General features: G+C 64.5%; 1 protein-coding gene. It reads right to left on the reverse strand.

Translation table 11 applies throughout. From position 1 onward, the window contains the following. Positions 1-74: 74 nt before the first annotated feature. Entirely contained in the window at positions 75-26,651 is a 26,577-nt protein-coding gene (locus G9U53_RS23920) for a non-ribosomal peptide synthase/polyketide synthase (RefSeq protein ID WP_165639267.1), read from the reverse strand. Positions 26,652-26,918: the final 267 nt, after the last annotated feature.

The following is a 26,918-nucleotide window of genomic DNA, read 5'->3' on the forward strand; positions in this document are numbered from 1 at the left end:
CGTTTTCCCCTCGTCCGGACCCACCCGGGGTCCATCACCCTGTGTGTTTCACTCATACCCATGTCGAACCTGGTTCAGACACCCCACTGAGCGATAACTTCTCGCAATCGTACAGCTATGGTCGCCGCCGGACCCGGTTCGATCATCTGGTTGTGTTCGCAATCGACTACGGTGACTCGGATGTCCCCTTCTACAAACCTTCGCCATTCGGCGACATCGTGTCCGTTCTCCGTAGATCTTCCGGCTACGAAGAACTCGATGGCTCCAACGTGGACAGGCGGTTGGTGCCGATTCGTCAATTCGACGGAGTGGGAGTAACCGCGACTGATCCGCGCCAGATGCTCCGCTTCGATTCCGATTCCGGCACCCAGGGTCTGCTCCAGCAATTCCGCCGCTTCTTCGAAGGTCTCGACCGTCTTGGATCCCGCCGGCATCGCGAGCCCGGCCAGTAGTTCGGAGACCGAGAGTTCTGCGGGCTGATCGGAATCCGACGACGGATAGCTGTCGAGTATCGACAGAGTCACGTCACGTCCGCTCCGAGTGAGGCTGTGTGCCACGGCGTGTGCGATCACGCCGCCGAGCGACCAGCCGGCCAGATGGATCGGGCCGGTCGATGCCACGGCTGCAATGCGATTCGCGTAGTCGTCGGCGAGTTCGGTCAGCGAGTCGAAGCTGGGCCCGCCGCTCAGGGACGGTAGCTGAAGACCGTAGACGGGTTGATCCAGCTCGAGATGCTTGACGAATTCTGCGTAACCCCAGGACAATCCGATACCCGGATGGACGAAGAACAGTGGTGCACGATCGGATCCGGCGCGCAGCGTGATCATCGGGGCGAGAAGATCCGACGAATCGTCCGGCGAGTGTGCGTCCATTCCGTCGGCAGCCCGGGCGACTCCGGCAGGTGTCGGGTCCAGGAAAAGCGATTGCAACGGCACTCGCATCCCGAGACGCTTCTCGAGTTCGATGGTGATGCGAGTGGCCACGATCGACGTTCCGCCCAGTTCGAAGAAGTCGTCGTCGACGCCGATGTGCTCGTGCCCGAGCACGGTCTCGAAGATGTCGACGACCGTTCGTTCGGTGTTGTTTGTCGGCGGTGCGTACGGGACCGTGCGTCGCTCGAAGCTCGGGGTCGGCAGTGCCTTGCGGTCCAGCTTGCCGACCGGTGTCACCGGAATGCGGTCGACGACGACGATCGCGCCGGGAACCATGTGCGCGGGCAGGCGAGAAGACAGATGGCGGCGAAGCTCCCAGTCGTCGACGGTCTGTCCTTCCACGGGCTGGATGTAGGAGGCGATCATCGTCTCCCCCGACGGCGCTTCGTGCCCGAGTGTGGCGGCGAAGTAGACGGATGGGTGTGCCATCAGAACAGAGTCGATTTCGCCGAGCTCGATGCGGAATCCGCGGACTTTGATCTGGAAGTCGCTGCGGCCCAGGTATTCGAGGGTGCTGTCGGAGCGCCAGCGCACCAGGTCGCCCGTGCGGTACATCCGCTGGCCTGGTTCGCCGAACGGATCGGCGACAAATCGGTCGGCGGTGAGGTCGGGACGATTGTGGTATCCCCGGGCGAGTCCGGGGCCGGTCACGTACAGCTCCCCGATGACTCCCACCGGCACGGGCTTGAGGTGCCCGTCGAGGACCAGTCCGGCAAAGCCGATGGCCGGTCGTCCGATGTTGATGTCCTTGCCCGGCCGCATGGGTTCACTGACGCTGGCCTGGATGGTGGATTCGGTGGGTCCGTATCCGTTGAACATGCGACGGTCGCGGCCCCAGATGTCCACGAGTTCGGGTGGGCAGGCCTCGCCACCGACTGCGAGTACGCGGAGTTCGGGTAGCGCGGAGCTTTCGATCGAGCTGAGCGCGGTCGGAGTGATGAACGCGTGTGAGACGTGTTCGTCGGCAAAGATTTCGGCCAACTCGGATCCGCCGAAGACCGTCGGTGGGATGACGACCAGGCACGCTCCGCTGCCGAACGCCATCATGAGTTCGAAGACCGAGGCGTCGAAGCTCGGTGATGCCAGGTGAGAGATCCGCGAATAGGGCTGGACGTTGAATCTCTGATGTTCCTCGGCGTTGAGGTTTGACAACCCGAGGTGGGTGACGATGACGCCCTTCGGCTTCCCGGTTGAACCCGAGGTGTAGATCAGGTATGCGGGATGCCCGTGATGCAAGGGGATCGTGCGGTCGCGATCGGTGATCGCGGCTGCGCTCTGGGCGTCGATCTCGTCGACGGTCTCGGCTTCATCGAGGACCATCCACTCGACCGTGTCGGGAAGTTGACTGCGGTGAGCGTCGTCGGTGATGCCGAGTACGGCCCGCGAATCGTCGAGCATGTGGTTGATGCGATCGTCGGGATAGTTCGGGTCGACCGGCAAGAACGCTGCACCGGTTTTCGTGACCGCCCAGATCGCGACGATCTCCGCAGTGGACCGCGGCAGACCCAGCGCCACAAAATCTTCGGGACCGACGCCGCGCCGACACAGCGCGCGCGCCAGCTTCGTCGATTCCTCGTCGAGCTCGCGGTAGGTCATCGACCTCTCGCGACTCGAGAGGGCTGGGGCATCCGGGTTCGAGGCGACTGCTTCGGCGAGGATCTCCGGCCACACCCGCGCTCGAGTCGCGGCGGCACCGGATGCCGGCACCAGGGCAGCTGTTTCATCGGCGCCGAGGATGCCGATGTCGGCGATACGTGTTGCGGGTTCGCGTCCGACAGCGTCCAGGATCAGGCGCAGTCGGTCGGCAAACCGACGAATGGTGGCGGGTTCGAAGAGATCGGTTGCGAAGTCGAAGGCTGCGGACATCCCAGCCGGGATGCCGAACTCGTCGAACTTCTCGTCGACGATCAGCTCCAGGTCCTCCTTCGCGAATTTGGTTTCCACGGTCAGTCCGTCGATGTCGAGGCCGGGTAGGTGGAAATGTGCGGGTTCGTTGTTCTGAAGTTCGAGGGCGACCTGGAACAACGGTGAGTACGACGTGGATCTGGTTGGGTTGATGACGTCGACGAGCCGTTCGAATGGCAGGTCCGAGTTCTGGAATGCGGCCAGGTCGATTTCCCGGACGTGCTCCAACAGGTCGGCAAACGTGATGTCGGGATCGACGCTGGTTCGCAGGACCAGTGTGTTGACGAACATTCCGACGAGATGGTCGAGCGCTGCCTGACCTCGGCCGGCGATCGGTGTGCCGATGGTGACTTCGTCGGCGCCCGACAACTTGGACATCAGCACTGCGAGCGCGCCGTGCAGCGCCATGAACATCGTGACACCGTTTGCCCTGGTGAGGTCCGCGAGGGCGCGGTGGGTGTTCGCGTCGATGTCGAAGGTGAATCGGTCACCGTGGAAGGTCTGTTGCACGGGTCGCGGGTGGTCGGCGGGCAGTGCGATGACGTCGTCGAGTCCGGCGAGTTGCTCACTCCAGTAGTGCAATTGGCGACTGATGACGGATTCCGGGTCGTCTTCCGATCCGAGGACGCGATGCTGCCACAACGTGAAGTCTGCGTACTGCACCTCGAGCGGCGCCCACGTGGGCTCGGTCCCTGCCGTACGCGCCAGGTAGGCCGTCATCACGTCGCGAGCGAGCGGCGCCATCGACGATCCGTCGGCGCAGATGTGATGGACCACGACAAACAGAATGTGAACGGGTTCAGCGGTGTCGAGTCGGAACAGTGCCACACGCAGCGGCAGGTCCACCGACACGTCGAAGCCGGTCGTGGCGAGTCGTTGCATGCGCTCCGCGAGTTCGTCCTCCCCCAACGTCATTTCACGGACCGGCGGTACTGCCTCGTCGACGGTGAGCACTTGCTGAATCGGATCGCCGCCGACGGCGGGGAACACCGTCCGCAGTGTTTCGTGCCGCTCGACGACGTCGGCGATGGCCTGTTGCATGGCCGTGACGTCGAGGTCACCGGTGAGGCGAACAGCTAGTGGGATGTTGTACGCGGCTGAGCGTGTGTCGAATTGGTTCAGGAACCACATGCGCTTCTGCGCCAACGAGAGCGGGACGCTGCCACTGCGCTCCATGGGAGTGAGCGGCACAGTGCCGACGGCAGTGACAGCGCTGGAGAGCCGTTCGGCGAGCTGAGCCGTCGTCGGTGCCTCGAACAGCACGCGCACCCCGACGTCGATGTTCAGTGCGGAGTTGAGCCGCGAGACCACGCGAGTGGCGATCAGCGAGTTGCCGCCGAGCTCGAAGAAATTGTCGTCGACGCCGACCCGTTCGACGCCGAGTACGTCGATGAACGCATCGGCGATCCGACGTTCGAGGCTGGTGCCGGGCGCCCGGAATTCCACACCGGTTCCGGTGAACTCCGGCGTCGGCAACGCTTTTCGATCGAGCTTGCCGACCGCGGTGCGCGGTAGCTCGTCGACGATCATGATGCTGGCCGGAACCATGTGCGAGGGAACACGTCCGGCGAGGTGCGCGGTGATCTCTGCACCGGTCAGCGTCGATCCTTCCTCGACGGTGAGGTAGGACGCGAGAACTGTGGCGCCGGCCGGTCCGTCGACGCCGAGTGTCACGCAATTCGTGACACTCGCCATTGCGGTGATCTGGGCGTCGACCTCGCCGAGCTCGATGCGGAATCCGCGAATCTTGACCTGGAAGTCGCTGCGCCCGACGTATTCGATGGTGTGATCGCTTCGCCAGGAGACGATGTCGCCCGTGCGGTACATCCGGTCGCCTGGCTTGCCGAAGGGGTCGGCGACAAATCGCTCGCTGGTCAGGCCGGGACGCCGGTGGTATCCGCGAGCCAGGCCGATGCCGGCGATGTACAGCTCACCGGGAGCTCCGACGGGTACAGGTTGCAGGCGCGAATCGAGGATCATCTCGTGCACGCCGCGGATCGGTCCACCGATCGTGATGGGTGCGCCCACTGTCATGGGTTCGCTGATGTCTGCCATGACGGTTGTCTCGGTCGGGCCGTAGGCGTTGACGAATTCTCGTCCGGGAGCCCAGAGGCCGACGAGATGCGGCGGTAGTGTCTCTCCCCCGACGACGACGTGCCGGAACTCGTCCAGGCCGGCCGGGTCGACGGTGGCGAGCGCTGCCGTGGTGACGAACGCGTGAGTGACGTGTTCGCGGCGGATGAGACTTGCCAGTTCGGCGCCGCCGTAGATGTCGGTCGGGACGATCACCATGGTTGCTCCGACACCGAATGCCTGCAGGTACTCGAAGACGGCTCCGTCGAAGCTGGGGGTGGCGAAGTGCAGGGTTCGAGAGTGGTGATCTGCGTGGAATCGACGCTGCTGGTCGAGTGCGAAGCTGTCGAGTCCGGTGTGGGTGACGACAACTCCCTTGGGTCGGCCGGTGGATCCCGAGGTGTAGACCACGTAGGCGGCGTTGTCCATGACCACCGGTGCACGCCGTTCGTCCTGGGTGATCGGCAGCGTGCAACTGGTGGCGACGTCGTCGTCGAATGCCTCTTCTCCGAGCACCAACCAGGACACGATGGGTGGAAGTGTGTCGATGGCGTCGACGACGGTCAACCCGAACAACACCTCGGAGTCGCTGAGCATGTGTTCGATTCGGTCAGCCGGATAGGTGGGGTCGACGGGGACGAACGCTGCGCCGGTCTTGGCCACCGCCCACACCGCGAGTACGGATTCGACGGACCTTTCGATGCCGATGGCAACCGACGTCTCGGGCCCGGCGCCGCGGCGAATCATGGCTCTGGCCAACTGGTTCGAGCGCCGGTCCAGTTCGGCGTAGGTCATGGAACGGCTGCCGGCCGAGAGCGCGATGCGGTCGGGATAGGTGGCAGAGACGTCGGCGAGAATCTCTGGGAGCGTTCGCGCGGAGCGCCCCGGGGAGCCGAAGACCGGCGCAAGATCACGGCTCTCGAACTCCGTGAGAACCTGCAGACGGGCCAGCGGCTGATCCGGTGCCGAGGCGAGTTGCCCGAGGACGATGCCCACGCGCTCGGTGATCTTGGCGACTTCGCGGGCGGAGAAGTGCGTCGGCAAGTACTCCATCTTCAGATTCAGCGTGTCACTTTCGGACGCCACCACGGCAATCGGATAGTGCGCCGAGTCGCGTCCGTCGATGCCGAGAACGTGCATTCCCGCGATGTCGGTTTCGGCGGTCAGGGCTGTCTCGTCGACGGGATACGACTCGAATACCGTCAGGGTGTCGAAGGAACCGGCGGCGCCGACTGCTCCGGCGATGTCCGACAGTCCGATGTGGTGGTGGTCGAGCAATGACGCTTGCTCGGATTGGACGCGAATGGCCAGTTCGGCGAGGGTTTCTCGGGCGTCGAGGCGGACTCGGACAGGCACCGTGTTGATGAACAGGCCGACTATCGATTCCACGCCGGGCACCTGTGGTGGGCGTCCTGAGACCGTTCCGCCGAAGACGACGTCGTCGCGTCCGAGAAGTTCGGCGAGCACGATTCCCCATGCCACCTGTACCAGGGTCGCCATGGTCAGACCGCGGCTTCGCGCGAACGCTCGAAGAGTCTCGGTTCGTTCTGTCGGCAGCGAGTACGAGTGGATTTCACTTGCCACGGTTTCGGCGGCGGTGTCTGCCCTCGAGAGGTGGGTGGACGTGTCGACGCCCCGTAGCGCTTCTTGCCACGCCCGTAGCGAAGTCTCGGGTTCTTGCTTCGAGATCCAGGAGAGATAGTCGCGATACGACTGAACTCGGGGCAGAATCTCGGGGTCACCGTCGGTTGCGTAGAGAGTGAGCAGGTCTCGAAGCAACAGCGGGGTGGACCAGCCGTCGAGCAGGATGTGGTGGTTCGTCACGACGAGGCGTGCTGTGTCCGGTCCGATTCGCACGAGCATGAAGCGGATCAACGGGGCTGTTTCCATGTAGAAACGATGAGCGCGATCGCGTTCGAGCAGCTGACCGAACGCGACTTCACTGTCTTCGGCCCCGGACAGGTCGATCTCGGCCCAGCCGATGTCGACACCGGAACGGATCACCTGCAGTGCCCGCCCTCCCGGTGCGGAGACAAATCCCGCGCGCAGGCTCGGATGACGATCAACCAAGGCCTGCGCGGCGCGGCGCAGGCGCGGCGCCTCCACCCGACCCCCGAGCTCGAGGGTCAGTTGCACCATGTACGGGTCGATTTCGGTTTCGTCGAACTGGGCGTGGAAGAGCATGCCCGATTGCAGAGGTGACAGTGACCAGATGTCGGTCAGGTCGGGGAATCTGCGCTCGAGCTGTTCGATGCTCTGTTGATCCGCGGTGACGAGATCGAGATCGGTGGGCGTGAGCTCGCGCTCGGAGTGTTCCTCCACGTATTCACTCAGTGCGCCCAGTGCTCGGGCCCAGAGCTCCGCCAGTTCGGTGACTTCGGCCTCGCTGAGAATGCCGCGGGGGAAGGACCACGTAGCGCGCAGAATCGGACCGTGTGCGGTATCGGTCGTGACGGCGTTGATGTCGAGCACCGACGCGGCGGCCAATTCGCCGCTGTGCGCTTCGTCGAGGGTCACTTCCGAGATCGGCAGCCACGGCACTTCGCCGTGCTCGGGATCCGAGCCGGCAAATCGTCCGAGGTAGTTGAACGAGATCTGCGGCGTGGGCAGCTCACGAAGTTCCTCGTTTCGATCGAGGTACTTCAGGATGCCGAACCCGATTCCGTTGTCGGGCAGGCCGAGCAGCGTTTCCTTGACGAGTTTCACGGCGGAGGCGGCGGTTGATCCCCCGGCCAGTGCATCGACGACATCGAGTCCGGTGAGATCGATCCGGACGGGGAACAAGGTGGTGAACCAACCGACCGTGCGCGAGAGGTCGGCGCCCGGTACGGCGTTCTCCTCGCGGCCGTGCCCTTCGAGGTTGACGAGCACGTCCCCGCTGCGCTGTCCGCGCGATCGACGCCAGGCGGTGACGGCAATCGCGAGAGCAGCGAGCAGTCCGTCGTTCACCGAGCCTCCGAAATGCTGAGGCACCGTCGAGATGACGTTCTCGGTCACGGAGGTCGGAACGTCGACGCTGACTCGGTCGACGGTGGCTCCGACATCGACGGCTGGGTCGAGCCCGCGTGCCCCGAGCAATGGCTCGTCGGTCCGCATTCTCGACCACAGGTCGATCTCGTCGCGTCGCTGCGCAGCGGTCTCGGCGAGCGCTGTCGCCCAGCGACGTATCGACGTTCCGCCCGGCGGAAGTATGGGTGTTTCTCCGTCGAACGCCGAGGCATAAGCAGTGACCAGGCCTGGGACGAGCATGCGCCAGGACACACCGTCGACCGCGAGGTGATGAAGGACCAGGAGCAACCGTCCGGCTTCGGCCCGGTTGCCGTTCGAGCTGACGGGATCCAACCAGACTGCGCTGATCATCTTCCCGTGTTCGGGATCGAGGCGGCTGGATGCGTCCTGCATCGCGGTTTCCGCAGCGGCGACGAATTCTTCGCCGCTGGTGGACACGATGGAGGTTCGGCGCAGGATGTCGGGGGCGGTGATGCTCCCTGGCTCGCGGATCTCGAGTTGGTGAGTCGCGGCGTCCAGGCGCGCCCGCAGCACGTCGTGACGATCGAGGATCGTTTGCAATGCTCGTTCCAGCGCGGGGCCGGAGACATCCGCGGGCAGTGCGATCAGCGCGCTCTGGCTGTAACTGCGGATCGTGCTCAGGTCACCGCGACTGCGTTCGACGAGCCACTCCATGATCGGCGTGAGCGGTAGCGGGCCGGCTCCCCCGCCGGGTAGCTCCGTGAGAACCGGTGCCGTTTCCGATGATTCGATGAGGAGCACTTTGGTGAGGCCGGCCACGGTCTTCGCTTCGAAGACGTCCCGCGGAGTGAAGACGAGGCCTGCGGACTTCGCCCGTGAGACGAGTTGGATCGACATGATCGAATCGCCGCCGAGACCGAAGAAGGAATCGTCCACTCCGATACTGCCCCGACCCAGCACCTCCGCGAAGAGGTCCGCGAGGACCGCTTCGGTAGCGGTGGCCGGCGCCCGCGTCGCCTCGGTTGTTCCCGTGACGGTGAAGTCCGGAGCCGGGAGGCTGCGTCGGTCGAGCTTTCCGTTGACCGTCAGTGGAAGCGATTCGAGGACGACGATGGCGGTGGGCACCATGTACTCCGCGAGTTCGGCGGCGACGAAGTCGGTCACCGTCGCTGAATCGACGGTACTGCCTGTTTCGGCGACCACGTACCCGACGATCCGCGGTGACGCTCCCTCCGTTCGAACAAATGCTACCGAGGCAGCGACGCCGGGGCAGCGGAGCATTGCGGCTTCGATCTCGCCGAGTTCGATGCGGAAACCACGCACCTTCACCTGGAAATCACTGCGGCCCACGTACTCCAACTGCCCCGCGTCGTTCCACCTCGCCAGGTCCCCGCTCCGATACATTCGATCCCCCGAACTACCGAATGGATCGGGAAGGAACCGCACCGAAGTCAATGCGGGTTTCCCGAGGTATCCCCGAGTCACCTGATCACCGGCGACGTACATTTCGCCGACGACACCTGGTGGTACCAAGTTCAGCCGCCGATCGAGTACGTAGACGGACAATCCCGGTACTGCTCGCCCGATGATGCTCGCCGACGCGTGCTCGCTGTCGTTGCGGTCGAGTGCGATTCGACTGACGTGCACTGTCGTCTCGGTGATCCCGTACATGTTGACCAACGTCGGAGCCGTGTCGGCCCGCCTGTCGTACCACTTGCGCAACTGCCCGAGGTCGAGCGCTTCGCCACCGAAGACGACGTAGCGCAGTGCAAGGTCGGGACCCGTGCCGTTCGGTGAGTACGCACGGTCGGCTTCGGCGAGTTGGTAGAAGGCGGTGGGCGTTTGGTTCAGGACCGTCACTCGCTCACGGCGGAGCAGTTCGTGGAACATGTCCGGTGATCTGGTCGTGTAGTAGTCGACGACGACCAGTCGGCCGCCGTGTAGCAGCGGCCCCCACAGCTCCCAGACGGAGAAGTCGAATGCGTACGAGTGGAACATGGTCCACACGTCCGTGTTGTCGAACCCGAACGTCGGGGCGGTGTTGTCCATCAGAGTCAGGACGTTTCGGTGGCTGACCTGGACACCTTTGGGGCGCCCTGTGGATCCGGACGTGTAGATGATGTACGCGATCGCGTCGGGCAGAAGTGGTGTCGTCCGGTCCGCGTCGGTGATGCGACGGGGCGCGGAGTGATCGAGGCGTACCGCGATCTCCGGCGATCCGAGTTCGACGACGTCTATGCCGGATTCGATGATCTCCGAAGGTAGGTCGCTTCGGAAGTCTCCGGTCGTGACCAGGCATACCGGCCGCGCGTCGTCGAAGAGGAACCGCATGCGCTCGGCCGGGTAGGTGATGTCGACCGGCAGGTATGCCGCTCCGGTTTTGATGACGGCGACGAGGGCGAGCACGAGATCGGTGGTTCTGGGCATTGCAACGGCAACCACGGATTCCGGACCGATACCGCGGCCGATCAGGAGCCGCGCCAGGCGGTTAGCGCGCCCGTCCAGTTCGGCGTACGTCATGGCGCCGTCGCTGTCGTTGACCGCGGTCGACGACGGATGTGCTGCAACAGCCTCGAAGAATCGGTCCGCGATGTTGTCCGCTGGAGCCGGTTCGGCGTGAGTGTTCCACTCGGTCAGCATCTGTCGACGCTCGTCGGCGCTCACGACGTCGATGTCACCGGTAGGAGTCGACGGCTCTCGGGAGACCGCCTCGAGGATGGTGAGCAGTCTGCGTGAGAACGAATCGATCAAGTCACCGTCGAACAGGTCTGTGGCGTAGATGAATTCGGCGTCGATGCCATCCGTTCCGCCATCCGCGTCGTAACGCTCGGTGACCGAGAGTTGCAGATCGAACTTGGCGACGGGTAGGTCGAACTCGACTCCCGAGACCGACAGCCCCGGCAATTCGAGTTGTGGGAGTGCATTGTTGCGGAACTCGATGAGGATCTGGAACAACGGAGTGTGCGAAGTCGAGCGTTCCGGGTCGAGTGCGTCGACCAACCTTTCGAAGGGCAAATCGGTGTGCTGGAACGCGCCGAGGTCGCCTTCGCGAACCTGGGCGAGGACGTCCTCGAACGACGCGTCGGGCGTGATCTGTGTTCGCAGCACAAGAGTGTTGACGAACATACCGACCAGGTGATCGAGTTCGGCCTCGCCGCGGCCGGCGACGGGTGTCCCGATGGCGATGTCCTCGGTACCGGCCAGGCGCGCCGCAAGTACCGCCAGTGCTGCGTGCATGAGCATGAACATGGTGGTGCCGTGCTCACGTGCCAGGTCGGTCAGCGCCCGATGGGTCTGCGGCGATACCGCGAACCGGTGGACCGAGCCGACCATGGACGGCTTTGCCGGACGTGGGAACGACGTCGGCAACGCGATCGGCTCGCCCAGTCCCGCGAGTCGGTCCTTCCAGTAATCGAGCTGACGGGTCAGAGCCGAGTCCGGATCTTCCTCGGAGCCGAGCACTTCGTGCTGCCACACAGCGAAGTCGCCGTACTGCACGGCCAGTTCCGACCAGTTCGGCGCACTGCCGGCACTGCGGGCCGCGTAAGCCGCTGCCACGTCCGCTGCGAGGGGGTTCATCGAGAACCCGTCGGCGACGATGTGGTGGACGACGATCACGAGTACGTGCCTGCGCTCGTCCCCGTCGACGCGCAGGACCGCGCAGCGGATCGGAACTTCGGCCGAGGCGTCGAAGCCTGCCGAGGCCAGCTCGAGGATTCGATCGGACACTCTGGCAGCAGTGACGATTTCCGGCTCCAGGATCGGCATGACCTCGTCGCTGGACATCACCTGCTGAACCGGCTGTCCGTCGATCGAGGGGAACTTCGTCCGCAAGCTCTCGTGGCGCCCCAGTACGTCCGCTACCGCGGCCTGCAATGCGGCGAAGTCCAGATCGCCGTCGAGGCGCACTGCCAGGGGAACGTTGTAGGCGGGGGACGTCACGTCGAACTGGTTGAGGAACCACATCCGCTTCTGTGCCAGTGACACGGGCAGTGGGTCCGGGCGGGATCGCCGAGTCAACGGTGGTCTGGGGTTCTCTCCGCGGCCGACGCTCTCCGCCAGACGCGAGAGCTGCCGAACTGTCGGAGACTCGAACAGTCCTCGAACGCCGATGTCGGTGCCGAGAAGTGCGTTGACGCGGGCGATGACGCGGGTCGCGGTCAGTGAGTTTCCGCCGACGTCGAAGAAGTGAGTGTCGATACCGATCGGAGACACTCCGAGCACGTCCTCGAAAACGCCCACCACCAGCCGTTCCAACTCGGTGGCCGGTGCAGTGAGTGTCTCGGCATCGGTGTCGAAACGAGGCGCCGGAAGAGCAGCCCGATCGACCTTGCCGACGCCGGTCAGCGGTAGTTCGTCGAGCACGACGACGCTTGCGGGCACCATGTGTGCCGGCAGTAGCTCCCGTGCCGCCGCCCGGATGTCCTCGGCGCTCACCCGGCGTTCGTCGTCGCAGACGACATATGCCGCCAAGGCCTGCTCGTCGGAGGGTCCGCGCACCGCCAACGTGACCGCGTACTCCACGCCGGGCAGCTGACCCAACGCCGTGTCGACCTCGCCGAGTTCGATACGGAAGCCGCGGATCTTGACCTGGAAGTCGCTGCGTCCGAGGTACTCGATGGTGCGGTCGCTGCGCCAGCGCACCACGTCGCCCGTGCGGTACATCCGCTCCCCCGGCTCGCCGTACGGGTTGGCGACAAATCGTTCGCTCGTCAGTGGTGAGCGCCCGTGATAGCCGCGCGCGAGTCCGACTCCGGCGACATACAGTTCGCCGGGAACTCCGACGGACACCGGTTGAAGTCTGCGATCGAGGACGACCTCGCTGAATCCGCGGTTCGGCGGTCCGAGATAGACCTTCTCGCCGGCCGGGATGGGGTCGCTGAGGTTGCAGGAGATGGTGGTTTCGGTGGGTCCGTAGACGTTGACGAACGATCTTCCCGGCGCCCAGGTGCGCACCAGGTCCGCCGAGGGCGCCTCGCCGCCCACCGTGATGGTGGTCAGTTCGTCGATTCCCTCGGGATCCACCGACGTCAGCGCTGCAGGCGTGATGAACGCGTGGGTGACATGTCCCTCGCGGAGAACGTCGGCCAGTTCGGTTCCTCCGTAGACGGTGGTGGGAGCTACGACCAGTTCGCCGCCGACGGCGAAGGCGAGCAGGTACTCGAGAACGGAGGCGTCGAAGCTCGGAGAGGCGAAATGCAGTGCGCGTGAATTCTCGGTGAGACCGTAGCGATGACGCTGTTCGTCGGCGAAGTTCTCGAGACCGGTGTGCGTGACGACGACGCCCTTGGGTCGGCCGGTCGAGCCCGAGGTGTAGATGAGGTAGGCGGTGTTCTCCAACCGCGGGGTTCCCCGGCGCTCGTCCTCGCGTAGCGGCGCCGCGGATACTCCGGAGAGCCGAGCGATGCTCGTCGGGTCGTCGAGTTCGAGCCACTTCGTCACACCGCCGTCGCCGGGTCTGTGGGCGGCCGTGGTCAATCCGAGCGAGGATGCCGAGTCCTCGAGCATGAACGAGATCCGGTCACTCGGGTAGCGAGGATCGATCGGCACGAAGGCGGCGCCGGTCTTGGTGATCGCCCAGACCGCTGCGACGGATTCGAAGGAGCGTTCCACACAGATCGCCACCCGTGAGTCCGGGCCGGCGCCTTCCGAGATGAGCACGCGCGCCCACTGGTTCGACGCCTCGTCCAGCTCTCGATAGGTCATCTTTCTCTCACCACAGGACAGTGCGACCCGTTCGGGGAATCTGCTCGCGGTGTCCGAAAAGATGCGATCGAGTGTCCTGACCGAGCGGCCCTGCCGGCCGCGCGCGGGAACCAATTGCTGCACTTGCGAATCCGGCATCAGGCGCAGTTTCGCCAGCGGGAGATCCGGTTGCGCGGTGATCAGCTCGAGGGTGCGGAGCAGCCGGTCGGCGATCGCGTCGATGTCGTGATCGCCCAGGACTCCCGGGAAATACTCGAATTTGAGCCGCAGTCGCCCGTCTGCCGCAGAGGCAACGATCGCGAGTGGATAGTGCGCGGCATCCTCGGCGTCGTGGACGTCGAGAACGTGCATTCCGGCTATGTCGGTACCGGAGGAGAGTCCACCGCGGTCGACGGGATACGACTCGAACACAGTCAGCGTGTCGAACGATGCAGCGGACCCCACAGCCGAAGTGATATGCGAAAGCCCGACATGATGGTGATCGGACAACCGCGCCTGTTCCGCTTGGACGCGAACGCACAGCGCCGCCAGGGACTCTCGCGGATCGAGGCGAACTCGGACGGGGACGGTGTTGATGAACAAACCCACCATCGACTCGACGCCGGACACCTGGGGTGGTCGGCCGGAGACGGTTCCACCGAAGACGACGTCGTCGCGGCCGAGGAGTTCGGCGAGCACGATTCCCCAGGCCACCTGGATCAAGGAGGCTGTCGTCAGGCCACGGGAGCGGACGAATCCACGCAGAAGTTCCGTCTCACCTTCTCCGAGCGCTGTGGTCGTCGAGCGTGAGGTAGCGCCGTCCTCGTCGACGGCGTGAGTTCCGGTGAGCAGCGTCGGGTCGTCGAGTCCGCGGAGTGCTTCGCCCCAGGCCTCGATCGACACGCTGTCGTCGCGAGTGCTGATCCAGCTCAGATAGTCCCGGTAGGGGTGTACGCGTGGGATGGCACTGTGATCACTGTCTGTCGCGTAGAGCGTCAGTAGGTCGCGGACCAGCAGCGGCATCGACCATCCGTCGAGGAGGATGTGGTGGTTGGTCAGGATCAACCGATACGCGTCGTCACCGGTTCGCAGAAGCAGGAACCGCAGCAGGGGCGGAGTGGCCATGTCGAAGCCGCGGACCCGATCCGCATGGAGAAGCTCGCGTATCTCGGTCGCCTGTTCGGTGGGGGCCAACGGAGAGATGTCGATCTCGGTCCACGGCACGTCAACGTCTGCGTTGATCACCTGCACCGATCGTCCACCGGTATCGGTCGTGAACGCCGCGCGTAGGTTCTCGTGTCTGTCGAGCAGTGCCTGTGCGGCACGGTGCAACCGGGACGCGTCGACGCCGTCGAGTTCGAGTGCGAGTTGGACGGTGTACGCGTCGACTGTGTGTTCGGCGTAGCGGGCGTGGAAGAGCAGTCCGGATTGCAGCGGTGAGAGGGACCAGACGTCGGTCAGTGTCGGGAACTCGCGCTCGAGGTGGTCGATGGAATCCTGGTCGAGGTCGATCAGGTCGATGTCGGACGGGGTGAGTCCCCCGCGTTCGCTGTGTTCGGCATAGGTGGCCAGCGCGCGCAACGCCTGCACCCAGAGGTCGGCGATGGCGCGAGCATCGCGCTCTGCCAGTACGCCGGTGGGATAGGCGATAGTGGCACCGATGTGCGGTGCGCCCGAGATCTCGGTGGTGACGACGTTGACGTCCAGGACCGAACCCACTGGCATCTCGGACCGCGCTGCCGCTTCCAGATCGACGTCCCGGGCCAGTGCCCAGTCCCCCAGTGACTCTCCTGCTTCGGTGCCGGAGAAACGGCCCAGATAGTTGAACGAGATCTGCGGTTGGCGGAGGTCTTCGAGTTCCGCTCGACCCACCTCGTCGAGGTAACGCAGAACTCCGTAGCCGATGCCGCTGTCCGGAACACCCAAGAGTTCTTCCTTGACACGCTTGAGCACCACCGCTGCCTCTGGGGCGCTGCTCATCACTTCCGCGATGTCGATGCCGGCGAGGTCGATCCGCATCGGGAAGACGCTGGTGAACCAGCCGACCGTGTGCAGGACGTCCGCACCGGGCACCACGTGAGCTTCGCGTCCGTGGCCCTCCATCGAGATGAGCACGTTGTCGGTTCGTATGCCCTGTGCCTGCCTCCACTGCGTCAGTGCCAGTGCGAGAGCAGCAACGAGACCGTCGTTGACTGATCCACCGAAAAGCGCCGGAAGCGTGGTCAGGACTGTGTCGGACAGTTCGACGGGTACGTCGGCGACAACTCGGCCGACCGAATCGAACGTGTCGAGCCGCGGGTCCAGCGGCCGGGTTCCGATCAGCGGGTCGGCACCTTCGAGTATCGAACGCCACCGGGGCAATTCGACTCTTCGATCGGGCGCGATGTCGCGGAGCGCATGCGACCAACGACGAACCGACGTGCCCGAGTACGACGGCTCCGGTTCCTCGCCTGCATCGATGCGGTGGAAAGCCGACGCAAGTTCCGGCACGAGGACGCGCCAGGAGACACCGTCGACGGCGAGGTGGTGGATCACCAGGAGCAGCCGGCCGGTGTTGCGCACGCCGGACAACCAGACGACCCGCACCATCACGCCCCGGCCGGGGTCGAGTTCTCGACGCGCACCGCCCAGTGCGTCGACGATCGCCGCGTCGAACACCGCGGTGCCCGGCTCGGCCTCTACCTCGATCACCCGGCAAATATTCTCGGCTGCAACAGATCCCGGCTCGCCGACAACAAGCCTGCGCTCGCCGTCGAGCTCGAGGCGTGCGCGAAGGATGTCGTGACGATCGAGAACAACTTGAAGAGCCGCGGTCAACTGCTCCACACTGTGAAGCCCGTGCGGCGCGTTGAGAAGAGTCGCTTGGGAGAACGAATCGAGACCTCGGAGATCGGAGCCGAGCCGGTCGAGCCACCACTGAGCCACCGGCATCAACGGCACGTGGCCCACGCCGTCTCCGGGAAGTTCCTCGAGCACCTCGGGTTCGTCGTCCTTGGTCGATGCCAGCAAAACCGCAAGACCGGCGACCGATTTCACCTCGAAGACGTCACGCGGGGTGAAGACGAGCCCGGCATCGCGGGCACGGGCGACGAGCTGAATCGACATGATCGAATCGCCGCCCATCGAGAAGAACGAGTCGTCGACGCCCACCGATTCGACACCGAGGACATCGACGAACAAGGCGGCCAGCGTGCGTTCGGTATCGGATTCGGCGGCCCGCGAGCGTGCCTGGGTTGCTCGCAAGTCGGGAACCGGCAGGGCTCGGCGGTCGAGCTTTCCGTTGGCAGTCATCGGCAGTTCGTCGAGAACGACCACGACCGCAGGAACCATGTACGGGGCCAGAGCCGAGCCCGCGAACGCGATGACGGCCTCGGGATCCACAGTCTGAGCGTCGTTGGCAGGCACGACGTATCCGACGATCCGTGCGGCGCCTCCGTCACGTTCGAGCGTAGTCACCACGGAATGTGCAACGCCGGGATAGCGAGCCAGAACTGCCTCGATCTCGCCGAGTTCGATGCGGAATCCGCGAATCTTGACCTGGAAATCGCCTCGACCCTGGTACTCGAGTTCGCCGTTCTTGTTCCACCTGGCGAGGTCGCCGGTTCGGTACATCCGTGTGCCCGCACTGCCCGCGGGATTGGGCACGAATCGTTCGGCGGTCGTGCCGGCGCGGTTTCGGTAACCGCGGGCGAGGCCGTCGCCGCTGACGTACAGCTCTCCCGTCACTCCGACCGGGACGCGGTGTAGGCGATTGTCGAGGACCCACGCGGTGATGCCTGTCGACGGGCGACCGATCGTGACTCGATCGGTCGGGGACATCGGCTCGGTGATGCTGGCGACGACCGTCGATTCGGTTGGTCCGTAGGCATTGATCATGATCCGGTGATCGCTGACCCAGGCGGCGACGAGGTCGGGTGGGCAGACGTCGCCGCCGGTTCCGATGCACACCAGCTCGTTCAGTCCGCTCGGATCGACCGTGGCCAGTGCGGCTGGTGTGATGAAGGCGTGCGTGACGTGCTGGTCGGCGATCAGACTCGTCAGTTCGGTTCCGCCGATGATGCTCGGTGGGGCGATGACCATCGTGGCCCCGGCACCAACAGCCATCAGGAGTTCGAGAATCGAGGCGTCGAAGCTCGGTGAGCTGAAATGCAGCGTGCGCGAGGTCGACTCGACGCGGAAGCGACTGCGTTCCTGCTCGGCGAGTGCCGAAAGCCCACGGTGAGTGACCATGACGCCTTTGGGGACGCCGGTGGAACCGGAGGTGTAGATGACATAGGCCGGGTTGTCCAGGGACACCGCAGCCAGCAGCTCCGAGGCATCTATCCGCTGATCACCGATCTGTTCGAGGGTTGCGAGTGTCTTTGCCTGATCGAGCAGAACGGCGTCTGCCTCGTCGGGGACGACACCCACATGCTCGGCGGTGGTGAGAACGACGCCCGCTCCCGAGTCGTTGATCATGTGGTGCACGCGGTCGACGGGATACGCCGGGTCGACGGGTACGAATGCAGCGCCGGACCGGGCAACCGCCCAGATCGCGACCACGGATTCCAGTGAGCGTGGTAATGCCAGGGCGACAACGGATTCCGGACCGACCCCGCGGCTGATCAACAGTCGTGCAAGCCGGTTGGCGCGGCGGTCCAGATCGGAGTAGGTCAGATGGCGGTCGCCGAAAATCAGTGCAGTCCTCTGCGGTTCGTCGACGTACTTCCGCTCGAGCAACGTCGAGAAGTGAACCTGCTCGGGAAGTTCCGGTGCGACGGCGCGAATCGTGTCGAGATCACTCACGAGATCGATGTCGCCGACCGGCGTGTGCGGTGATTCGGTGACAGCACCGAGAATCCGAACCAGGTATCGAGCGAAACCTTCGACGGTCGACTCGTCGAACAGGGCGCTGGCGTAGGTGAACCCGGCCTCGATTCCCGCCGGCCGGCCGTCGTCGTCGAAGGTCTCGGCAAGCGTGAGTTGCAGATCGAAATTCGAGACGGCGGATTCGAGTTCGAGGACCTCGACGTCCAAATCCGTCAGACGAACTGCTGGCCGAGTGGTGTTCTTGAACTCCAGCATCACCTGGAACAACGGTGAATGCGACGTCGACCGCTCCGGAGCCAGCGCATCGACGACGCGCTCGAAGGGGACGTCTGCGTGAGCGAAGGCGTCGAGGTCGGTGCTGCGAACTCTGGCCAACAGATCGGTGAACGAGGCGGCGGGGTCGACGTCGGCGCGCAGGACCAACGTGCCGACGAACATACCGACCATCGGATCCAGCAGGGCATTTCCGCGCCCGGCGATCGGTGAGCCGATCGTGATGTCTTCCATGCCGGACAATCTCGCCACGAGCACTGCGTATGCGGCGTGTACCGCCATGAACATACTGCTTCGGTGTTCGATCGCGGTTTCGCTCAGACGGCGGTGGATGCCGGCATCGATGTCGAATCGAACGACGCCGCCCGAGAGATCCTGCACACGCGGACGCGGTCGATCTGCGGGGAGCGCAAGAAGTTCGGGAACACTCGCCAGTTGACGTGTCCAGTACTCGAGCTGACCGGCAAGAGTGCTGTCCGCTTCGTCGATCCGACCGAGAGCCCTTTCCTGCCAGATGGCGAAGTCCGCGTACTGGACCGGAAGAGGAGACCAGTCGGGCGCCTCACCTCGATGCCTTGCCGAGTACGCGCTCATCACGTCGAACGCCAACGGTGCCATCGAGAATCCGTCGGCGCAGATGTGATGGACGACCACGGTCAGGACGTGATCTTCTTCGTCGACCTCGATCAGTTCCGCCCTGATCGGTGGAGCCTGCGTGACGTCGAAGCCCCTCGAGGTGAGACGTTCGATCTCCCCGAGTACCGCTTCGGCGTTTGCGGCGACAACCGGCAGCGCGCCCAACGCTTCACCGGGTTCGACGATCACCTGCGCCGGCACTCCCTCGATCATGGGAAACAGCGTGCGCAGCGATTCGTGGCGAGTAAGCACGTCGGTGATCGCGCCCTCCAACACGGCAACGTCCAATCGGCCTCTCAGCCTGATCGCTATGGCGACGTTGTACGCCGCGGACGTGACGTCGAATTGATTGACGAACCACATGCGCTTTTGTGCCAGCGACAGCGGGATCGTCTGTGGCCGCGGCAATGCCTCGAGCGGAAGGACTGCCGGTCCCCCTCGTGCCGTGGCGCACTCGACCGCCAACTGCGCAACGGTCGGCGCGTCGAACAACTCTCTGATCGACAAGTTCAACGACAGCGAATCGTTCACGCGCGCCACAGCGCGTGCAGCGACGAGGCTGTTTCCGCCGATCTCGAAGAAGTTGTCGTGAACACCGACTGCCCCGGATTCCAGAAGCTCCTCGAAGATCGCCGCCAACTGCGCTTCGAGCGGTGTTCGCGGCGCCAGATACGTCTGCGAACTGTCGAAGCTGGGCGCGGGCAGAGCCTTCCGATCAAGCTTGCCGGTCGAACCGAGAGGGAACACGTCGAGGGCGATGACCACAGCGGGAACCATGTAGGCCGGAAGGAGACCTCTCAACTCGGTGCGTAGACCGTCCGTGTTGATCGAAGTGCCGGTCTCGGCGATGACGTAGCCGACCAAACTGTCACCGACCACGTCGTCGTGATGGACGAGAGCAGCAGCTTGCGTGACACCGGGCAGCCTGAGCAACGCTGCTTCGACCTCGGCGAGTTCGATGCGCTGGCCGCGGATCTTGACCTGAAAATCGCGTCGACCGACATAGTCGAGCAGCCCGTCGGCGCGCCACCGGACGACATCACCGGTTCGGTACATCCGGGTGCCAGACGGGCCGTACGGGTCGGCCACGAACCTGTCGGCGGTGAGATCGCTGCGCCCGAGGTATCCACGCGCCAGTTGCACTCCCGCCAGATACAGCTCGCCGTGAACGCCGACCGGAACCGGATGCAGCCGCCCGTCGAGGACATAGAGCTGGGTGTTCCACACGGGCGCACCGATGGGAACGGTGACGGTCATGTCGGGGGTGAATTCGGCGGCGCTGACGTCGACGGCAGCCTCCGTGGGTCCGTACAGGTTGAACAGTCCCGCAGAACTCAGACGGGTGAACGCCTCCGCAGTGGTAGGCGCGAGCGCTTCACCGCTGCAGAACACCTGACGCAGGCTCGCACACTGCCCGGCAGTCGCGGCAGCGACGAATTCCGCGAGCATCGACGGAACGAAGTGCGCCGTCGTGACGCCTCTGTCGGCAATCAACGCCGACAGGTACCCGGGATCACGGTGCCCGTCCGGTTCCGCGATCACCAACTGCGCGCCGGTCTGCAGGGGCCAGAACAGTTCCCACACCGAGACGTCGAAGGTCACCGGGGTCTTGTGCAGCACCACGTCCGACGCGTGAAGGGGGTACGTGTCCTGCATCCACAGCAGGCGATTGACGATCGAACGGTGTGATACTGCAACACCTTTCGGTCGACCCGTCGATCCGGACGTGAAGATCACGTAAGCAGCATTGTCCGGGCGCAGGGGTCCGAGCCGATCAGCGTCGGTGATCGGCGCCGTCGTGGACACCTGACGATCGAGATCGACGTCCACGATCGGGACTCGCGCGGGAAGAGCGCCGTGGTCCTGGGGCCGGCTCAGCACGCAGATCGGTTCCGCGATGTCGAAGACGTACGCGATGCGCTCGGCGGGATGATCGGGATCCACCGGGACGTATGCCGCACCGGCACGGATCACGGCGTGGACCGCGACGAGTAGTTCCGGTGACCGTCGAATCGACACCGCGACGCGCATGTCCGGGCCGACCCCGCGGGCGATGAGGGTTCTGGCAAGTTCACCGACCCTCGCGTCGAACTCCGCATAGGTCAGTGTCCGCTCGCCGTAGACCAGCGCGGCCCCCTCGGGTGTCCGGGCTGCCTGCTCCGCCACCAGGTCCGAGAGGGTGGTGATCGGTACGGCGTGTTCGGTGGCATTCCAACGCTCGAGGACCAGTTCCGCCTCGCCCGGAGCTGTGAGATCGACGTCGCCGACGACGGATTCCGGGTAGGCAGCTACCGCGTCGAGGAGCATCGTGAAGCGATCAGCGAGGCCGGACATGGTGTCCGAGTCGAAAAGCTGGCTGGCGTAGTTCAACTGGCCGTCGAGATGGTCGCCGCGGTCGGTGAGAATGACCTGAAGATCGAACTTTGCCGCGCCCGTCGACAGTTCGTCGACCGTGACCTCGAGCTCGGGCAAAGTGACCTCGGTGGGAGCGGCGCCCTGCATCACCAGCATCACCTGGAACAGCGGCGCCTGGTTGTCTGCGAGGGATTCGACGAGTACGTCGTACGGCACTTCGGTGTGCTGCAAGGCCGCCACGTCGACGTCGCGGACGCGGGTGAGAACTTCACCGAAGGTGAGTCCCCCCTCGAGAACCGTCCTCAGCACCACCGTGTTGACGAACATTCCGACGACGTCGTCGAGAGCGCGCTCGCTCCGCCCGGCCACCGGAGTGCCGATCGTGATGTCGTTCGCTCCGGATTCTCGGCTGAGCAGGACGGCCAGCGCGGCGTGGATCACCATGAACACGCTGACATCGCTGCGCGCCGCGATCTCGCCGACCCGGCGGTACGTCGCGGAGTCGATCCGGAAATCGAGATCGTCACCGCGCAGCGAGACACCCGCAGGGCGCGGATGATCCATCGGCAGTTCCGCGAGCTCACCGCGTTCGGTGAGCGTGTGCGACCAGAACCGCAACTGCTCGGCAAGAATCGAATCCGGGTCGGACGCTTCACCGAGCGCTCCGCGTTGCCACTCGCTGAAATCGCCGTACTGCACTTCGAGTGGCAGCCACGCCGGCACGCGTCCGCTCGCCCGCGAGGCGTACGCCACCATCACGTCACGAGCCAGCGGCGCCATCGACAGGCCGTCTGCTGCAATGTGGTGCACGACGAGGACCAAAGTGTGCTCGCGTTCGTTCACCTCGAGCAGAGTCGCGCGGATCGGCACCGATTCGCTGACGTCGAATCCCTCTCGCGCGAGCTCACTCGCCCGCGCCGAGGTCGCTGCGGCAGGCACCGTTTCCACCTCGAGATGATCGAACATCTCGTCCACACCGAGAACGTGCTGGACGGGGCCACGCGCACTCTCGGGGAAAACGGTCCGCAAGATCTCGTGTCGAACGATCACGTCCCGCAGCGCGGTGAACAGTGCATCGACGTCGAGATCGCCGGTCATCGAAACCGCGATCGGAATGTTGTACGCCGGCGAACTCGGATCGAGTTGATTGGTCAGCCACATTCGTTGCTGCGCCAGAGATACCGGTATCCGGTCAGGGCGATCGATACGCGTCAGTGCCGGGGCACGTGTGTTCCGCGAGTCCGCGAGGTCGGCACGTGCTGCCAGAGCGGAGACGGTCGGCGCCTCGAAGAGGTCGAGAACGCTCAGCGTCGTTCCGAGAGCTCCGTTGACCCGCGACACGACGCGGGTCGCGATCAACGAGTCACCGCCGAGGTCGAAGAAACTGTCGTCTGCTCCCGCCCGGGTGATACCGAGCAGATCGCAGAACACCGCCGAAATTCGCTTCTCGGTCGAGGTCTCGGGGGCACGGTATTCAGCCGACCCGCCCACAGAATCGATGTCCGGTAACGCTTTCCTGTCGATCTTTCCTGCCGGAGTCAACGGAATGGAGTCGAGGACGACGATCCGCGCCGGAACCATGTGGGCTGCCAACGAAGATCTCGCGTGGGCGACCAGCTCGGAGTTGTCGATGTGTGTGCCCGCAGCCGCCGTGACGTACGCCGCCAACAGTGTTTCCCCACTCGGGCCCGCAACTCCGGCGGTGACTGCCTGTGCGACGCTCGGGTGGCGGCGCAGCACGTCGTCGATCTCGCCGAGCTCGACGCGGAAACCGCGGATCTTGATCTGGAAGTCGCTCCGGCCGAGGTACTCCAGCTCACCCTCGCCGTTCCACCGCGCGAGGTCACCCGTGCGGTACATGCGCTCTCCCGCAACACCGTTGGGGTCGGCAACAAATCGTTCGGCCGTAATCGTGGCACGCGCGTGGTACCCGCGCGCCAAACCGACACCGCTCACATAGAGCTCGCCGGCGACACCGATCGGCACCGGTTGAAGCCGCGAGTCCAGGAGGACGGTTGCGGCTCCGCGCATCGGCTTCCCGATGGTGACGGGAACATCGCTGCTCAGCGGTCCGGTCAGAGTGGCGACGACGGTGGTTTCGGTCGGTCCGTACGCGTTGAACATCGAGCGTCCGTGTGACCACTGATCCACCAGCGCGGGTGAGCATGCGTCGCCGCCGGTCACGACCACTCGTAGATCCGGTAGGCCGGCGGGATCGACTGTTGCCAGCGCGGCCGGGGTGACGAAAGCGTGGGTGACCCGTCCGATACGCATCACCTGTGCCAGTTCGTCGCCGCCGTACACGGTGGGCGGCGCGATCACCATCGTTGCCGCGCCCCCGAAGGCAAGGAGGAGTTCGAGGACCGAAGCGTCGAAGCTCGGCGAAGAGAAATGCAGGGTGCGGTCTGCAGGTTCGACTCCGAACCTGACTCGTTCTTCGTCGGCGAAGCTGCTCAGCCCGCGGTGACTGACCACGACGCCTTTGGGGACACCAGTGGAGCCGGACGTGTAGATGAGGTATGCCGGATCGTCGTAGCTCAGGCGCGTACGCCGCTCGGCGTCGTCGACCGGTGCATCGGAATGGTGCGAGGTGTCCAGTTCGTCGAGGAGCAGCCAATCCACCGAATCGGCGAGCCCGCCGTGGTGCTCCCCCACACTGATTCCGACTACAGCTCCCGAATCGGTGAGCATGTGCCGAATACGATCCTCGGGGTAGTGCGGATCGATCGGGAGGAAGGCACCGCCGGTCTTGGCCACCGCCCACGTCGCGGTCACCGATTCGAGAGACCTCGACAGCGCAAGGGCGACATAGGTGCCGGGGCCGACTCCCCTGTTGATCAGTTCACGGGCGAGTGTGTTCGACTCGGCGTCGAGATCCCGGTAGCTCACCTCACGATCACCGAAAACGAGCGCTGGGGCATCGGGGTTCACAGCCGAGGCCCGGCGGAGAATATCGGGGAGGGTCAACGGGGAGGACGCGGTCGCTCCCCGCGCCGGTACCAGGGACTCACGCTCGAAGTCGTCGAGGAGATCGAGGTCTCCGACCGGCGTTCGCGGGGCTGCTGCTGCGCCTGCAAGGATCCGCACCAGTCGCGAGAGGAAGGCTCGGACCGTGGATTCGGCGTAGTGCTGCGTGGAGTACGCAACCTCGAGGGCGCCGGTATCTGCGTGGACGTCGATCGCCACGTCGAGGCCGGCAATCGTGGTCTCCTGCGAGCCGTCGTTGAGGTGGACGTGCAACTCGGGCAGTGCGGGGACACCTGCCGCCGATCGAATCGACAACGTATCGCGTTCTCGAGCAAGAGAACTCACGAACTCGTCGAACGGCGCCGCCGGATCGACCTCGCAGCGCAGGGGCAGAGTTCCCCACTCGGTCCTCGTTCCGATCAGCACGTCCCGGCGCTCGGTCGATCTCGACAGCAACGAAGCAAATGCGGCATGGACAACGGCAAAGAGGGAGACGCCTTCCGTGCGCGCAAGTTCGGCGACCGCGGGATCGAGTGGGACGCTCAGCCGATTCGTACCGGTGGGCTCCGATTCGGCGTCGATTCGCTCGAGGCCCAGTGTCTCGAGGTCCAGTGTGGAGCCCTCGTCGGAGTCCCCCAGGTATCTCGCCCAGAACCGCTCGAGTTCCCTGCGCTGTGCACTGCGCGCCCCTGCCTCGGCACTTGCCGGATGAATCCGGTTCATCGGCGTACCGGCCGGTGCTGCTGTCAGTTCTGCGACCAACTCGGTGAACGCCCGGTGGTGCTCGGCCAGTTCGTCGTGTCCGTAGCGATTGGGGTTTCCGCGAAAGTCGATCAACGTCTGCGCCGGATCGCCGCTCTGGTACACGTTGACCAGCAGATCCTCGACCGGACCCGACGTGACGATGTGATACTCACCGGTCAGTGGCCCGAGGGTTATCTCCTGCCGGAAGAGCATCACATTCATCATCGGGCCGGACAGACGCGCGTCGCCGACGGTCAGACCGGCATCACGCCGGATGTCCTCGAGGCTGCATCGCTGATGACGAAGCGCACCGAGAAGTTCGAGTTGCACGCGCCCGACCAGATCGTCGACACTTTCGTCCGGGTTTACGTGGATGTGTAGCGGCGCGACGTTGACCAGCATTCCGCCGGACCGCTGCAGCGGTGCCGTCGTCCTCGCGGAAACCGGCAGGTTGATCAGCACGTCGTCGTAGCCGGTACTGCGGGACAGGTAGCACGCCAGTGCCGAAATCAACACTGCGGCCGGAGTTGCACCGGAACGTGAATTCCACTCGTCCAAGGCAGCAAGGCTGTTCGCCGACATCGCGGCACTGACGAGTTCACTTCGTGCAGTCGGGGGTCCCTCACGGGTGGCCAACGTCGAACCGTGTTCGACGCCCGACACACGCTGGGCCCAGTACTCGCGGTCGGCTTCGAATCGGCTCGATTCGCGGTACTTCTGGTCGAGCTCGGACAGCGTCGTGACGTCGAGCGCCTTGTTCACCGCAGGCTCTCGACCTTCGACGGCTGCGGTGTAGATCGCCGCAATCCGATTGACGATCGTCATACCGCTGTAACCGTCGAGAGCGACGTGATGAATCCTGGTGTACCACAGGTAATCCCGATCACCAGTTTGAAGAATTGTCATCTCGACGAGACGATCGCGAGTCAGATCGAGCGTCGTCGCGTAATCGTGGTCCATCCACTCCGAGGCAGCCTGCCGAGGGTTCTCACGCTCGCGGAAGTCGAAGTAGTCGATGCCCGGGTCGATCGTGAAGTCCACGATCTGGCAGGGCTCCCCATCCGGGTACATCAACCGTAGAAACGGAGATTCGAACTCGTGGGCAGCCTCCACCGCGGCGCGACTGAGAAGTTGCATGTCCAAATCGCCGTGGAACTCGATGTACTGCGCGATGAAGTACGGGACCGTCGGGTGAAGTTGCTGCGCAAACCACATGCTGCGCTGCACCGCTGACAGGGGGAACGCTCCTGCCGGCAGGCTTCGCGATCCGGTCAGCGGGTCGATCCTCTTGTCGGTATCCATCACGACCACCCCCACACAGCGTTGTGACGATCAGCGTTGTCACGATCAGCGCCGGGAAGTGTGGCTCGGGGATTGAAGAGAAACATCGCACCGCCTCGATATCGAGTGGAAACCATGTGGCGATCCTGCGAGAGCGCAGCCGAAGGTCATCGACCTCGACGAAGGGTCGCTTCGAAGTCCGAACCTCCCCGAAGGTCCGAACTCAGGATCAAAATTTGTCGTCGTCAGGCGTCAGGAGCACCGCAGTGTTGCAGTGCTCGACGCAAG

The sequence above is a fragment of the Rhodococcus sp. D-46 genome (genome assembly GCF_011290655.1).
GTDB classification, from domain to species: Bacteria; Actinomycetota; Actinomycetes; order Mycobacteriales; family Mycobacteriaceae; genus Rhodococcus_F; species Rhodococcus_F qingshengii.

Coding starts and splice junctions, on each gene's coding strand:
- G9U53_RS23920 (WP_165639267.1), bottom strand. CDS start 26,651: ATGGATACCGACAAGAGGATCGACCCGCTGACCGGATCGCGAAGCCTG.